The 12,459-nt window shown below is 65.9% G+C and carries 11 protein-coding genes and 1 pseudogene; 8 read left to right on the top strand and 4 right to left on the bottom strand.

Annotated features, from left to right (window positions below):
• Positions 1–97: 97 nt before the first annotated feature.
• Positions 98–1,501, bottom strand: coding sequence for a phosphomannomutase (locus tag AADJ02_RS12110; RefSeq protein ID WP_341213268.1), 1,404 nt, complete (start codon positions 1,499–1,501; stop codon positions 98–100).
• Between the two features lie 159 nt (positions 1,502–1,660).
• Here AADJ02_RS12110 and AADJ02_RS12105 point away from each other — a divergent pair, with 159 nt between their 5' ends.
• The 3 genes from AADJ02_RS12105 (at position 1,661) to AADJ02_RS12095 (ending at position 4,170) form a co-directional block, all read left to right on the top strand.
• Positions 1,661–2,398 (top strand): hypothetical protein, encoded by a 738-nt coding sequence (locus AADJ02_RS12105; protein WP_341213267.1) that lies wholly within the window; start codon positions 1,661–1,663, stop codon positions 2,396–2,398.
• Between the two features lie 78 nt (positions 2,399–2,476).
• Positions 2,477–2,971, top strand: coding sequence for a metal-dependent hydrolase (locus tag AADJ02_RS12100; RefSeq protein ID WP_341213266.1), 495 nt, complete (start codon positions 2,477–2,479; stop codon positions 2,969–2,971).
• 77 nt (positions 2,972–3,048) lie between these two features.
• Complete coding sequence (locus AADJ02_RS12095) at positions 3,049–4,170, top strand: polysaccharide biosynthesis/export family protein (RefSeq protein WP_341213265.1); 1,122 nt, start codon at positions 3,049–3,051, stop codon at positions 4,168–4,170.
• On the opposite strand, the gene AADJ02_RS12090 is transcribed toward AADJ02_RS12095, so the two are convergent.
• Positions 4,167–5,510, bottom strand: coding sequence for a DUF2793 domain-containing protein (locus tag AADJ02_RS12090; RefSeq protein ID WP_341213264.1), 1,344 nt, complete (start codon positions 5,508–5,510; stop codon positions 4,167–4,169). The genes AADJ02_RS12095 and AADJ02_RS12090 overlap by 4 nt on opposite strands.
• Before the next feature lie 210 nt (positions 5,511–5,720).
• On the opposite strand from AADJ02_RS12090, the gene AADJ02_RS12085 reads away from it, so the two are divergent.
• The 4 genes from AADJ02_RS12085 to AADJ02_RS12070 all read left to right on the top strand — a co-directional run bounded on the left by AADJ02_RS12085 (position 5,721) and on the right by AADJ02_RS12070 (position 9,560).
• Positions 5,721–6,953 (top strand): urate hydroxylase PuuD, encoded by a 1,233-nt coding sequence (locus tag AADJ02_RS12085; protein ID WP_341213263.1) that lies wholly within the window; start codon positions 5,721–5,723, stop codon positions 6,951–6,953.
• A gap of 269 nt (positions 6,954–7,222) precedes the next feature.
• Complete coding sequence (locus AADJ02_RS12080; protein WP_341213262.1) at positions 7,223–8,263, top strand: DUF475 domain-containing protein; 1,041 nt, start codon at positions 7,223–7,225, stop codon at positions 8,261–8,263.
• A gap of 380 nt (positions 8,264–8,643) precedes the next feature.
• Positions 8,644–9,093, top strand: a complete 450-nt coding sequence (locus tag AADJ02_RS12075; RefSeq protein WP_341213261.1) for a UDP-N-acetylglucosamine--LPS N-acetylglucosamine transferase — start codon at positions 8,644–8,646, stop codon at positions 9,091–9,093.
• The gene (locus AADJ02_RS12070; RefSeq protein WP_341213260.1) at positions 9,090–9,560 is read left to right on the top strand and encodes a glycosyltransferase; all 471 of its coding nucleotides are present in this window, start codon (positions 9,090–9,092) and stop codon (positions 9,558–9,560) included. The genes AADJ02_RS12075 and AADJ02_RS12070 overlap by 4 nt, the downstream gene beginning before the upstream one ends.
• A gap of 17 nt (positions 9,561–9,577) precedes the next feature.
• On the opposite strand, the gene AADJ02_RS12065 is transcribed toward AADJ02_RS12070, so the two are convergent.
• The gene (locus AADJ02_RS12065) at positions 9,578–10,744 is read right to left on the bottom strand and encodes a nucleotide sugar dehydrogenase (RefSeq protein ID WP_341213259.1); all 1,167 of its coding nucleotides are present in this window, start codon (positions 10,742–10,744) and stop codon (positions 9,578–9,580) included.
• A gap of 323 nt (positions 10,745–11,067) precedes the next feature.
• Between AADJ02_RS12065 and AADJ02_RS12060 the strand changes: the two genes are divergently transcribed.
• Positions 11,068–11,361, top strand: a complete 294-nt coding sequence (locus tag AADJ02_RS12060) for a hypothetical protein (RefSeq protein WP_341213396.1) — start codon at positions 11,068–11,070, stop codon at positions 11,359–11,361.
• 301 nt (positions 11,362–11,662) lie between these two features.
• On the opposite strand, the pseudogene AADJ02_RS12055 reads toward AADJ02_RS12060, so the two are convergent.
• Positions 11,663–12,211, bottom strand: a pseudogene (locus AADJ02_RS12055) (IS481 family transposase); the annotation flags it as partial.
• Positions 12,212–12,459: the final 248 nt, after the last annotated feature.

Genomic DNA, 12,459 nt, shown 5'->3' with positions numbered 1-12,459 from the left:
CTGTCATGCCCCGCATGTGGGGGCAGGGGGGCGATCCGCCTAATGCCGGGGGACGCGGGGCCGGGCAAGGCCCCGCGCGCCTAAGGGTGGTCGCGGCTCAGGCCGGGGTGCGCAGCCGCGCCCCCAGCCGGTCAAGGTGACCCGACAGCAGGGCCTGCGCCCGCTCAGGGCTGCTGGCCTCGGCATAGAGACGGCATTCGGGCGCGTTGCCCGAGGGGCGCAGATGCACGATGTCGCCATTGGCGAAGGTCACGCGCAGACCGTCGGTCTCATCAAGCCCGACCTCGCCGCTTCCGGTGTCGAAGAACGCCGCGCGCGCGGAAGGCTCGGCCCGCAGCGTTTCGATCAGCGCCATAGACGTCTCGGAGGGCACCTCTTGCAGCCGGTCGGCGGCGGTGAAGCGCGGCGGCAGGCTGGACGCCATCTCCGCAAGACCCCGACCTTCGGTGAGAGCCGCCGCCAGCGGCGCCACGATCGGCAACACCGCGTCGCGGGTCATCAGCGGTGCGATCGTGCCTTTGGGGCCATGCGCGGCAAAGCCCAGCAGGAACCCGCCATTGGCCTCGTAGCCGACCACCGCCGCGGCGGCGTCCTCGGCAAGCGCGGCCTCCATGCCCGCGATCACGAAGGGCGAGCCGATCTTGGTGCGCCGCAGCTCGAACCCCTCCATCGCGTCGATCAGCGTGTTGGACGACACCGGCGTCACCACGATCCGCGCGCCAAGGAGCCGCGCGGTGATCGGGCCCAGCACGTCGCCGGGGATCATCGCGCCCTTTGCATCGGTCACCATGGGCCGGTCGGCATCGCCATCGGTCGACACGATTGCATCAAGGTCGTGCTCGGTGGCCCAGCCCGCCAGCGCAGCGCGGGTCTCGGGATCGACCGCTTCGGTGTCGACGGGGATGAAGCTGTCGGAGCGCGCGATGCGCACCACCGTGGCCCCCAGACTCGCGACGATGTCACCCAGCGTGTCGCGCGCGACGCTGCTGTGCTCGTAGACGCCGATCCTGAGCCCCGACAGCGCCTGCGCGCCAAATCCGTCGACATAGCGAGCGACATAGCGCGCGGCGCAATCCGGGTCCGGTTCGAGCGGGCCTTCGGCCGCGTCGGGCGCGCCGCCGGTTTCGAGCGCCCTGAGGATCGCCATCTCGTCGGGTTTGGCGATTTCGCCGGAGGGGATGTAGAACTTGAGCCCATTCCGGTCTGCGGGGATATGGCTTCCGGTCACCATCACCGCCGCGTGGCCGCGTGCCATCGCCGCCATGGCAAGCGCCGGCGTCGGCACCGCGCCGCAATCGACCGCCCCCAGCCCGGCGCCGCGAATGGCGGCGATCACCGTGGCGGCGATCCGCGGCGAGCTGTCGCGCAGGTCGCGCCCGACATGCACCGTGCCGCCATGCGGGCAGGCGGCGAGGAAGGCCCGGATATAGGCGTGAACCAGATCATCGGTGAGCTCGGTCACCAGACCGCGCAAGCCGCTTGTTCCGAATTTAGGGGGCATTGTCGTCCAGTTCGTTATGGGGGCCGGAGCGAACTATGCCACCCGCTTGCCCACGCAGCAATCGCACCGGTGGGAACACCGCGCGCCTGCCGGGGCTTGAGACGCCAGACGACGCCGCACGGGCAATCCCGCACGGATGATGCACAAAGGAGCACGACCATGACGACAGCCACGCGTTTCACCCTGTGTCTCTTGGCATTGGCCCCGGCGATGACGTTTTCGACCGGTCTGGCGCAGGCGCAGCCCTCCTTTGACTGCGGCGCTGCGCGCACTGCAACCGAACGCGCGATCTGCGCAGATCCGAGCCTCGCGGAACTCGAATTGCGCATGGTCGGTGTTTACGACGACCTTGCCGCCCGGATCGGCGAAACCGAGGCGCGGCGCATCGCCGACATCCAGCTTGAGCGGCGGCAGGCCTGCGCGGGCGACAGCGCCTGCATCGAGCGTCAGCTTCTCACCAGCATCGGCATCTTTCGGGCCGAAAGCCGCGCGGCGACGCCCCCCGCGGCGGCGACGGATCAGGATGCGGAGACCCTGTCGGACCTGCGGGCGGCTCTGGGTCGTGAGACGACTACCACGCGGCCCGAGACCACCGCCGAAGACGAGAGCAGCCGCGCGGAAGACCGGGCCGAGGGCCTCGAATCCGGCTTTGCGAGCCTGCCTGAGTATCGTCGGCGCAACGTGCAGGGCCGGCTGCGGGACGCGGGCCTGCTGGCCGGTCCGATCGACGGCGTCTGGGGGCGCGCCAGCGCGGCGGCGGTTGAAGCACTGCTCGAAGCGGCGCGCGAACGGGGGCGCAATTTTCCGGTGCAGCGCCCCGAGGGGGCCGATGCGTTCTATCGGTTCATCGACAGTGACATCTTCTATTACGAGTTCCTGCCCGAAGCCGCGCGCTGACGCGGCGCGCATCTGGCCTTCGGAGCCCGTCTCGTCCATCGGGGGCAAAAGACGGGAACGAAAGGCGAATCGGCGGCGATGATGGGGCGGACACATCTGGCGTTCGGCGCCGTGGCGGGGGTGCATCTGGCGGCGGTGACCCCGTCGCTTGGCCTGCCAATCATGGCCGCGGCCTTGCTCGGGTCGATCCTGCCCGACCTCGACACGCCCTACAGCAAGCTCGGGCGGCGATTCTGGCCCGTGTCCAAGCTGGTGTTTTCGATCTTCGGGCACCGAGGCGGCACGCATTCGCTGCTGTTCACCGCTTTGGCGATGGCACCGATCTGGGCGGTGTCGCCGCCCGTGGCGCTGGCGCTCGGCGCGGGAATCGTCAGCCATCTGGCCACCGATGCGATCAGCTTTGGCCAAGGGCCACGGTTCGGCATGCGGGGCGCAGGCGTGCCGCTGCTTTGGCCGCTGACCGACGGCAAGACCGGGCTGCGGCTGGTCAAGGTGAACGGACCCTTGGAAAACCTCGTGATCCTGCCGTGGATGGCGCTTTATGCAGCGCAGTCGGGATGGGATCTGATCTGAGCGGTTGGGGCGGTGTTCCCATGCGCGCGCCGCTGCGGTAGGTTGGCGCAAAACAAGGCAGGCACCGGATCCCTCCCATGGCAAAACTGCGCATCCCCGTCCTTCTCGGGCTCATCCTTCTTGTGGCCGGCTGTTCCACCCTGCCGCGCGGGGCGGCGCTGCGCAGCGAGATCTTGCAGACGCAGGTGTCGGACGACCCGACGCTGCGCGACTTCACCGTCGCCCCCGTGACCCGGGCCCTGTTGCCGGTCTATGCCGCCTGGCCGGGCCACGGCGGCACACGGCATTCGTGGATCGACCGGGTGGATCAGCCCAACACGCGGATCATCGCGCCGGGCGACAGCATCGACATCACGATCTGGAGCACCGAGGAGAACGGCCTGCTGACCACGCCGGGCCAGCGCTTCGTGTCGCTGCCCCAGCAGCGCGTCGGTGCGGGCGGTACGGTGTTCCTTCCTTATGTCGGCACGGTCAAGGTGTCGGGGATGAGCCCCGAGACGGCGCGTGACCGGATCGAGGCGGAATACATCGAGGTGACGCCCTCGGCGCAGGTGCAGCTCGATTTCAGCGAGGGGCGGCAGAACACCGTGAGCCTCGTGTCGGGCGTGGCCAAGCCCGGCAGCTATCCGCTGCCCGACAGCGACTTCACGGTGCTGGGGCTGATCGCCGAAGGCGGCGGCGTCGCCAGCTCGCTGCGCAACCCGCAGATCCGGCTGACCCGCGACGGGCGGCTGTTCGGCACTTCGGTCGAGCGGTTGCTCGACAATCCGCGGCTCGACACCACGCTCAAGGGCGGCGACAAGGTCCATATCGAGGCCGACGATCGCAAGTTCTTGTCGCTTGGCGCGGCGGGCAGCGAGAGCGTGCATTACTTCGATCAGGACCGGCTCGACGCGCTCGAGGCGATGGCGGTCATCGGCGGTGTGGCCGACAGCCGCGCCGATCCGGGTGGCATCCTCGTGCTGCGCCGCTATCCCGCCACGGCGGTGACGCCGGGCGCTGCCGGGCCGGATCATGCCCGCGTCGTCTTTACCATCGACCTGACCTCGGCCGACGGGCTGTTCAGCGCCGGAGAGTTCGAGATCCTTCCCGGCGATCTGGTCTATGCCACCGAAAGCCCGGTGACCTCGGCGCAGACGATCTTCAGCATTCTGGGCACCAGCCTCGGGCTGGCCAGCCGGGTCGGGGTGAACTTCTAGGCGCTCCAGCGACCCACGGCGAAAAGCCGGACATTGGCGACCTGCGCGCCGCCCGCGAAAGCTGCGGCCCCCGCCGCGCGGGGCAGCCTGAGCGCGGCCGAACCGGTGCCGGTTTCCTGCAGGAGTAACCCGAGGTCGCCGGGCGCGAGGCTGGTGAAATCGGCCTCCGCGCCGGGCAGGGTGGCGATGACCTGCGGGCTGGCGTCGAACGGTGCGGGAAAGCTCCAGACATGTTCGAGCCGGTCGTCCGAGATCCACGCGAACAGCGCCGCGTCGGCTTGGGCGATCTGGGTGCCGTCGGCAAAGCGCAGGTAGCGCCCCGTGGCGGTGCCGCCGCTTTCGAACACCGCGCCGCCGGGCAGCCCGCCCGCGAGCGACACCGGTCCGAGAAGATCGGCCTGACCGATCTCGCGCCGCCAACCCTGCCAGACGCGGTTCGAGCGGGCCCGGCGCCACACGCGGCCCGTCGCGGTCTCATACAGGCGTTGCGTGGCCTCGTCCGGGCTCTGCGCCGCGACGCTCAGAAGCCCCGCGCCTGTCACCCCCGCCGGCGTGCCGGGGCCGGGCAGGGCCATGGCGAAGGTGCCGCAGGTGAGGGCGGTATCCGCATCCGCGATCGGCGGCGCCGCCGTGGCCCCGAGGCCGAAGCCGCCCACCGTCAGGAGCCGTCCCGGCGTCGCATCGAGCGAGTCGGATTGCACTGCCGCCCCCGTGGCAAGTCCATCCGCCGCCGACAGCCGCAGCGCCGTGGTCCAGTCGGCCCCGGTTGCGCTAGTCTTGATGGAAAAATCCGCCTCACCCGCGAGGCCCATCTCGGCCCCGCCGAAAAACCCGGTCTGAAACAGCATCGAGGCCGTGTCGCTGCCGCCCGCGCGGTTGATCTTGAGCCGGTGCCCCGCGCCGTCGTGGTTCAGCAAGGTGGAGGGGGCGGAAAGCGTGAGCCGGTCGGTGGTGTCGGCCTCGGCGTTGAGGCCGAGATGCGCGGCTCGCAAGCCGCGCTCGGACCGAGCCTGCCAGCCTTGCGCGCCGAACCGCAGATCTTCGTCCTCCGAGGTGCAATGCGCGCGCCAGCCGGGCAGGGGGGTCTCGAAGATCCAGGCGCCGCCGTCCCAGACCGCGATCTCGCCCGCGCGCCCGGCCCAGTCGCCGCCCGCCCCCGCCGCCACGATGTGCCGCGCGCCCGCATCGGGCGTGGCGGGGGGCGAGGTGCGGTCGCGGTCCGCGACCACCGGCTGCACCAGCGCGTCGAGCCGCTTGAGCGCCTCGTTGTGTGTGACGTGTTTTTGCGCCTGTCCGGGCTGGATATACGGGAGCGACAGGATGGCCGAGATCTGGGGCATGGCGTCCTCTTGGGGCTGGCTTTGGGGCGAGCATAGGCCCAAGGAGGAAACGGGGTCTGAGCGGGGCGTGCGTTGCAGGGCATCGTTCCCTGCCTTTGGTAATCCGATCCGGGATTGTCCGGTTTCGTTTGAAGCTGTTCTGCGCGCTGGCAGCTTGGCGGCGGTGCCGCGCCGCCGCTAGAGTGGGCTTCGGCAGAACGAGGGACCTCCATGCACGACTTCGCAATCCTGTGGGACTGGGCCGGCTTTGCCGTGCGCTGGCTTCATGTCATCACCGCCATCGCCTGGATCGGCTCGTCCTTCTATTTCGTCGCGCTCGATCTCGGACTGCGCAAGGCCCCGGACCTGCCGCCCGGCGCGCATGGTGAGGAGTGGCAGGTGCATGGCGGCGGCTTCTACCATATCCGCAAGTTCCTCGTGGCGCCCGACGCGATGCCCGAGCACCTGACATGGTTCAAATGGGAGAGCTACGCGACATGGCTCTCCGGCGCTGCTCTGTTGATGATCGTCTACTGGGTCGGGGCCGAGCTCTACCTCATCGACCCGTCGCGTGCCGATCTCGCGGTCTGGCAGGCGATCGCGCTCTCGGCGGGCTCGCTCAGCATCGGCTGGCTGGTCTATGACGCACTGTGCAAATCTCCCTTGGGCAACCGCCCGACGCTGCTGATGCTGCTGCTGTTCGTGCTGCTGGTGGTGATGAGCTGGGGCTATAACCAGATCTTCACGGGGCGCGCGGCACTTTTGCATCTCGGCGCCTTCACCGCGACGATCATGACCGCCAACGTGTTCCTGATCATCATGCCGAACCAGCGCATCGTGGTCGCCGACCTCAAGGCCGGGCGCAAGCCGGATCCCAAATACGGCAAAATCGCCAAGCTGCGCTCGACCCACAACAACTACCTGACGCTGCCGGTCGTGTTCCTGATGCTGTCGAACCACTACCCGCTGGCCTTCGCCACCGAGTATTCGTGGATCATCGCGTCGCTGGTCTTCCTGATGGGCGTCACGATCCGGCACTACTTCAACACCATGCACGCGACCGGCCGCGGTCCGCATTGGACCTGGGGTGTCACCGTCATCCTGTTCCTGATCCTCGCGTGGCTCTCGACCGCGCCGATGTGGGGCTCTTACGAGGAGGCCGAGGCGCGGCCGATGACCGCCTATGAGCAGCGCTTTGCCTCGGCCGAAGGGTTCCACGAAGCCGAGCAGATCGTGGTCGGGCGCTGCTCGATGTGCCACGCGCGCGAGCCGGTCTGGGACGGCATCCGCTGGGCCCCCAAGGGGGTGGTGCTGGAGACGCCGCAGGACATCGCGGGCCAGGCGCGGGCGATCTACCTGCAAGCGGGCGTCACCCACGCCATGCCGCCCGCCAACATCACCGACCTCTCCGACGACGACCGTCGGGCGCTGGTGCGCTGGTTCCGGGCGGGGCAGGGGGCCTGATCAGCGGGCGCAGAAAGCCACGAAGTCCGGAAAATTCCGGTCCTGCGGGTGTCGTGGTGAGCAAATCGATGGCTCATCCCGGAGGGTGGACGCGAAGCCAGTTGTTGCGCCGCTATCCCGACCAAGCGTGGGATGATGCCTCACCGCGCCCTCGCAATGCCAATCCTCGGCCACACTGTCGGAGCAACTCGCCGCCCCTTCGGGTGACAGGCTGGACATTGGGGCGTCGGACCCTCACCACCTAGCGGTGGCGAGGGAGGAGCGTTGGGATGCGCAGGGCGATTCAGCAGTATTTCGTATGGCCGGTTCTGGTCACCCTGGCGGGGCTTGCTCTCGCCATCTGGCTCGGCTGGCGGCAGGGCGGGGCAGGCGGGGCGATCTCTTTCGGGATCATCGCCGTGGTGCTGTCCGTGCTGGAGATCTCGCTGTCCTTCGACAACGCCATCGTCAATGCCAACAAGCTTCAGACAATGGCCCCGATCTGGCGCCGCAGGTTTCTCACCTGGGGCATCCTGATCGCGGTGTTCGGGATGCGGATCGTCTTTCCACTCGCTGTGGTGGTCGTGGCCGCCGGGATCGGGCCATGGCAAGCTGTCCATCTCGCTGCGACCGAACCCGCACGATATGCGGTCATCATCGAGGAGGCGCATCTGTCGATTACGGCCTTCGGGGGCACCTTCCTGATGATGGTGGCGCTGGGGTTCTTCATCGACGAGACCAAGGAAGTCGACTGGATCGGTGGTCTCGAGCGGCGCCTGCGCCGCGCGGCGGGCGTGCAGGGGTTGCAGATCGGTCTGGTGATGCTGGTTCTGGTGTCCTTCGCCGCGGTGCTCGACCCGGTCGACACTGGCACCTTCCTGTTCGCGGCCCTGCTGGGCCTTCTCAGTTTTCTCGCGCTCGACATGCTCGGCAACTGGTTGGATGCCGAACAGGAGGTGGCAGGTGCCGCGCGCGTTGGGGGCTTAGGTGCATTTCTCTATCTGGAAGTACTTGATGCCAGTTTCTCCTTCGACGGCGTGATCGGAGCCTTCGCGGTGACCAAGAACCTATTCCTGATTGCCATCGGCCTCGGGATCGGTGCGATGTACGTGCGCTCGATGACGATCATGCTGGTTGAGAAGCGCACTTTGGCCGAATTCCGCTATCTCGAGCATGGGGCCTTCTATTCGATCCTCGTGCTATCGGTGCTCATGTATCTTCAGGCCGTGGTCCACGTGCCCGAAGCGATGACAGGACTTCTCGGCGCGGCGCTGATCGGTGTCGCGCTGTGGTCCTCGATCCGCCACAAGCGGGCGGTTGAGAACAGTTAGAGGTTCAAGGCGCGCGGTCTTCTTGGAGCGAGCCCTTTGGTGACCCCGAGGGTGCCAATGATCTGACCGACCAAAGACCCTGAAAAACGGTGGCGCGGCCAACTGGTCGGTCGATCCGCTCACAAGGCACGGAAGACGTAGCATTGCATTCGAGCGCCAAGCTTGTGAGTCGAGGTGTCCGTCTGAAGACGACACAGGCACAGCGCGGTTCGCTGACCTCGCCGGTTCAGGCATTCCGCCGATGAACTCCGTACGCGTCCTGAACCCTTGCTCGTCACGCAGTTCGGGGGCTGTAAATCATACCGCAATCGGATAGGTGATCGTGTGGCGTCCAGCGTGTTTGGTCCATGTGAATTTCGTCGGTCGGGGAGTCTCCGTCAGTGCCCAAGAGAATCATCGCGATCGCTTCTGGTGGAGGCCACTGGCAGCAACTGATGCTGATGCGGCCAGCGTTCTCGCATCACGACGTTCACTACCTCACGACCCTGCCGGGATTGCCGGACGAGTTCGGCATCACCGCCTTTTCGATCATTCCCGATTGCAATCGGAACTCCAAGCTCGAGGTCCTTCGGACCACTGCCGCCTTGGCAAAGCATGTCTGGCGGCTTCGCCCACATATCGTGATCTCGACCGGTGCCTTGCCGGGCGTTCTAGCCCTTGTCTTGGGACGGCTTGCTGGAGCGCGTACAATCTGGGTCGATAGCGTCGCCAACGCCGAGGAGATGTCGCTCTCGGGGAAACTCGCGCGGCGTTATGCGCATCTGTGGCTGACGCAGTGGGAAGATGTCGCCGAGGCAACTGGCGCGGAATTTGCGGGGCGCGTTCTATGATCTTCGTCACGGTTGGGACACAGCTGCCGTTTCCCCGGCTCCTGTCGGCGATGAACGACTGCGCGACCGAGTTGGATGAACCCGTCGTGGCGCAGACATGCTCGGATGACGGCAGATGGTCGGCGCTCGATTGTCACGGGCTGCTGCAACCCGATGCCTTCGCGCGCTATTTTTCCCAAGCCCGGATCGTGGTTGCCCATGCGGGGATCGGCTCGGTGCTCTCGGCGCGCCGGTGGAACAAACCACTTGTTCTCATGCCGCGCCGACACGATCTGGGTGAGCATCGTAACGACCACCAGCTTGCCACCGCCCGTCGCCTCGAAGGCTCGCCCGGAATTCACATTGCCCGGGAGGCCAGCGATCTTTCTGTTCTTCTGAAACGCGACGACCTCGTCGGCGCGATGGAAGTAATCGATCCGCAGCGAGAGGCGCTGTTGACGAGATTGCGGGATTTCATCGACGACTGAATGGGCGGCGCGCGCCCTCAGTCGTTGCCGAACAAATCCCGCGTGAAGACCTTGTCGGCCACGTCTTCAAGCTCTGCGTCGCGGCGGTTGGCGAGGATCAGGTCGCAGTCGCGTTTGAAGGCGGCAAGGTCGCGCTCGACCGGGGAGTTGAAGAAGCTATCGGCTTCCAGTTCAGGCTCGAACAGCGTCACCGGGATGCCCTTGGCCTTGATCCGCTTCATGATGCCCTGGATCGAGCTGTCGCGGAAATTGTCCGAGCCGGTCTTCATTACCAACCGGTAGACACCGACGCGTGTCGGTCGGCGCGTCAGGATCTGCTCGGCGAGGAAATCCTTGCGGGTGGCGTTGGCGTCGACGATGGCGCGGATCAGGCTTTGCGGCACCTCGCTGTAGTTGGCGAGAAGCTGGCGCGTGTCCTTGGGCAGGCAGTAACCGCCATAGCCGAAGGAGGGGTTGTTGTAGTGGGTGCCGATACGCGGGTCGTGGCCTACGCCTTCGATGATCTGGCGGCTGTCCATGCCCCGGCTCATCGCATAGCTGTCGAGCTCGTTGAAATAGGCGACCCGCATTGCGAGGTAGGTGTTGGCGAAGAGCTTGATCGCCTCGGCCTCGTCGGGATCGGTGAGCAGGACCGGCACATCCTGGTCGAGCGCCGCTCCGGCCAGCAGTTCGGCGAAGGCGCGGCCGCGGTCGGAGCGTTCGCCCACGACGATGCGCGAGGGGTGCAGGTTGTCGTAAAGCGCGCGGCCCTCACGCAGGAACTCGGGCGAGAACAGGATCCGGTCCGTGGCAAAGCGCGCGCGCATCTCGCGCACGAAGCCCACCGGCACCGTCGACTTCACCACGATCACGGCGCTGGACGAGGCGGCCAAAACCTGTGCGATCACCGCTTCGACCGAGGAGGTGTCGAAAGCATTGGTCGCGGTATCGTAGTTGGTCGGCGTGGCGACGATCACCCAGTCGGCAGCGGCGTAGGCTTCGGTCGCATCGGTCGTCGCGTTTAGGTCGAGACTGTCCTGCGCAAAGGAGCGCTCCAATTCGGCGTCCACGATCGGGGCTTTGCGTGCGTTCACCATCTGCACGCGCTTGTCGGAGAGGTCGACCGCGATGATCGAGTGGTGGCGCGCCAGCAATACGGCGTTCGACAATCCCACATAGCCGAGACCTGCGATAGAAATCCTCATGAACCACTCTTTCCTGTAACGCCGCCGTCCTCGCCCCTGCGATTGCATGGCGTGGAGATGTTTGTGCCATATCAATCATTTTCGCGACACTTAGAAGGGGTCGGAACAGTATAGTCATCGCATGCGAGCCAGTAGCTTACAATGCGCCGTCACGAGCCACATCGGCGGCCGGGGCCGCAGAAGTAAAAAGCCATGCCGAGACCGGCCAGGCGTTGGGACACGATCCTCGATGGGTAGATGGGATGGTTGCCGCGCTCCCCAGACGACATCGCAATGTGCCAATCTGGTGGTGTTGAAAGCCACTAAGCGAGGGGGACGGTGAGATGAAGGATACGATGATCGGCGTGGACTTGGCAAAACGTGTTTTCCAGGTTCACGTAGCATCAATGACCGGACAGGTAAGGTTTCTGAAGAAGCTGACACGAGAGCATTCCGGCGATTCATGGACAATCAACCTGCCTGTATTGTCGTCTTCGAGGCCTGCGGCAGCGCGCAAGGCGTATACAACAATCGCCGCCAAGATGGCGCGCACGGTCCATGCGATCGTCAAGAGCGGCGAACCTCATAGTCCCTTCTTCAAGTGGACAGTGCACGGCGGGAGGACCCTTTTCTCATGAGGCCGTAGGGACGCCACCTCGTCGGGCGGCGATCTCGTAGATAATGTTTAGGCCTTCCGCTCAGCGACGACAGGAACTCGTCTTGAGGACGGTGGGAGCCGCCATGTGCGTACTCCGTGTTTGTTATGGGAGAGACCGCTCGTTGCCCTTGGGTGCCGCCTGACGCACACTGATGGCGCATCGGCGACCACCGATGCGAACACGGCCCGATGCCCAAATCAGCCGATCGCTCCGGACATAGGACGTTGTCGGAGCGAATGGTGCGGATGCGGAGGGAACGCGCCCGTTCCAGATCCCGAGGGAAGCGGTGGGCATTGGCCGCAGTCTTTGCGTCGAGGATGCGGATGAAGACCCACCGGGTCGCCCAGTCGATTGCTACGAAGAGGTAGCGCCGCGACGTTTCATCCGCCATCCGGGGCAGGTTTTCTCTTCGATGTGGATGTAGGCGGGCTCATTGGCCTTGAAGGCGCTGTGTTTCGGTCGGGGGGATCTCAGCCTCCAGGTCGCGCAAGTTGCCCACGCCATGCCGACGCAGGAAGCGGTCGAGACCCGAGCGTGACGGGTTCGGATTGAGGAACTCCCGCACCACCGCCAGCAAGTCATCGAGCGAGACCAGCAGCGTCTTGCGCAAGGCCACCGCGACGGCTTCCTGCGCGGGTGTCAACATCGTTTGTAGCCGATGCGGTGTGTGGCTACGATCCTCGACGCTGTCGCGCTTGCGCCACTTGTAAACGGTCTGCTCTGTAATGCCGAAGCGCTCAGCCAGAACTGGCGCAGGCGCCGTTCTCGCTTGGATCACAGCCCGTATCGTGGGCGTTGTCGTGGCTTGCTCGCGCAGATGGATCCGCATGATCGTGCTCCGCTCTGGACATGCCTCAGAACCGATCTTGCCATGAACAGCGCAGATCGTCGAAGGCTTGTGTGATCATCCGGGATGGAACACCGATAGAGTTCTGAAATAATGCTGCCAAAGGCGTCCACGGGGGGCGATGTTGCACAAAGCAGCCTTTGGCATGACTGCCCCCTTTCCCACCTTTCTTTACCGGACGGCTTCGATCTCGGCCCTGCCGAGGGCCGAGAAGCGGTTCATGATGGCGA

It is taken from the genome of uncultured Limimaricola sp. (assembly GCF_964022235.1).
GTDB lineage: Bacteria > Pseudomonadota > Alphaproteobacteria > Rhodobacterales > Rhodobacteraceae > Limimaricola.
Note: the sequence above shows the minus strand (reverse complement) of the source record. Positions and strands in the feature narration are given on the sequence as shown.

What these genes read in the sequence shown, in the direction of transcription:
- AADJ02_RS12090 (WP_341213264.1), bottom strand. Translation starts at nt 5,510, where the DNA reads ATGCCCCAGATCTCGGCCATCCTGTCGCTCCCGTATATCCAGCCCGGA.
- AADJ02_RS12065 (WP_341213259.1), bottom strand. Translation starts at nt 10,744, where the DNA reads ATGAGGATTTCTATCGCAGGTCTCGGCTATGTGGGATTGTCGAACGCC.
- AADJ02_RS12060 (WP_341213396.1), top strand. Translation starts at nt 11,068, where the DNA reads ATGAAGGATACGATGATCGGCGTGGACTTGGCAAAACGTGTTTTCCAG.
- AADJ02_RS12105 (WP_341213267.1), top strand. Translation starts at nt 1,661, where the DNA reads ATGACGACAGCCACGCGTTTCACCCTGTGTCTCTTGGCATTGGCCCCG.
- AADJ02_RS12110 (WP_341213268.1), bottom strand. Translation starts at nt 1,501, where the DNA reads ATGCCCCCTAAATTCGGAACAAGCGGCTTGCGCGGTCTGGTGACCGAG.
- AADJ02_RS12085 (WP_341213263.1), top strand. Translation starts at nt 5,721, where the DNA reads ATGCACGACTTCGCAATCCTGTGGGACTGGGCCGGCTTTGCCGTGCGC.
- AADJ02_RS12080 (WP_341213262.1), top strand. Translation starts at nt 7,223, where the DNA reads ATGCGCAGGGCGATTCAGCAGTATTTCGTATGGCCGGTTCTGGTCACC.
- AADJ02_RS12100 (WP_341213266.1), top strand. Translation starts at nt 2,477, where the DNA reads ATGATGGGGCGGACACATCTGGCGTTCGGCGCCGTGGCGGGGGTGCAT.
- AADJ02_RS12095 (WP_341213265.1), top strand. Translation starts at nt 3,049, where the DNA reads ATGGCAAAACTGCGCATCCCCGTCCTTCTCGGGCTCATCCTTCTTGTG.
- AADJ02_RS12070 (WP_341213260.1), top strand. Translation starts at nt 9,090, where the DNA reads ATGATCTTCGTCACGGTTGGGACACAGCTGCCGTTTCCCCGGCTCCTG.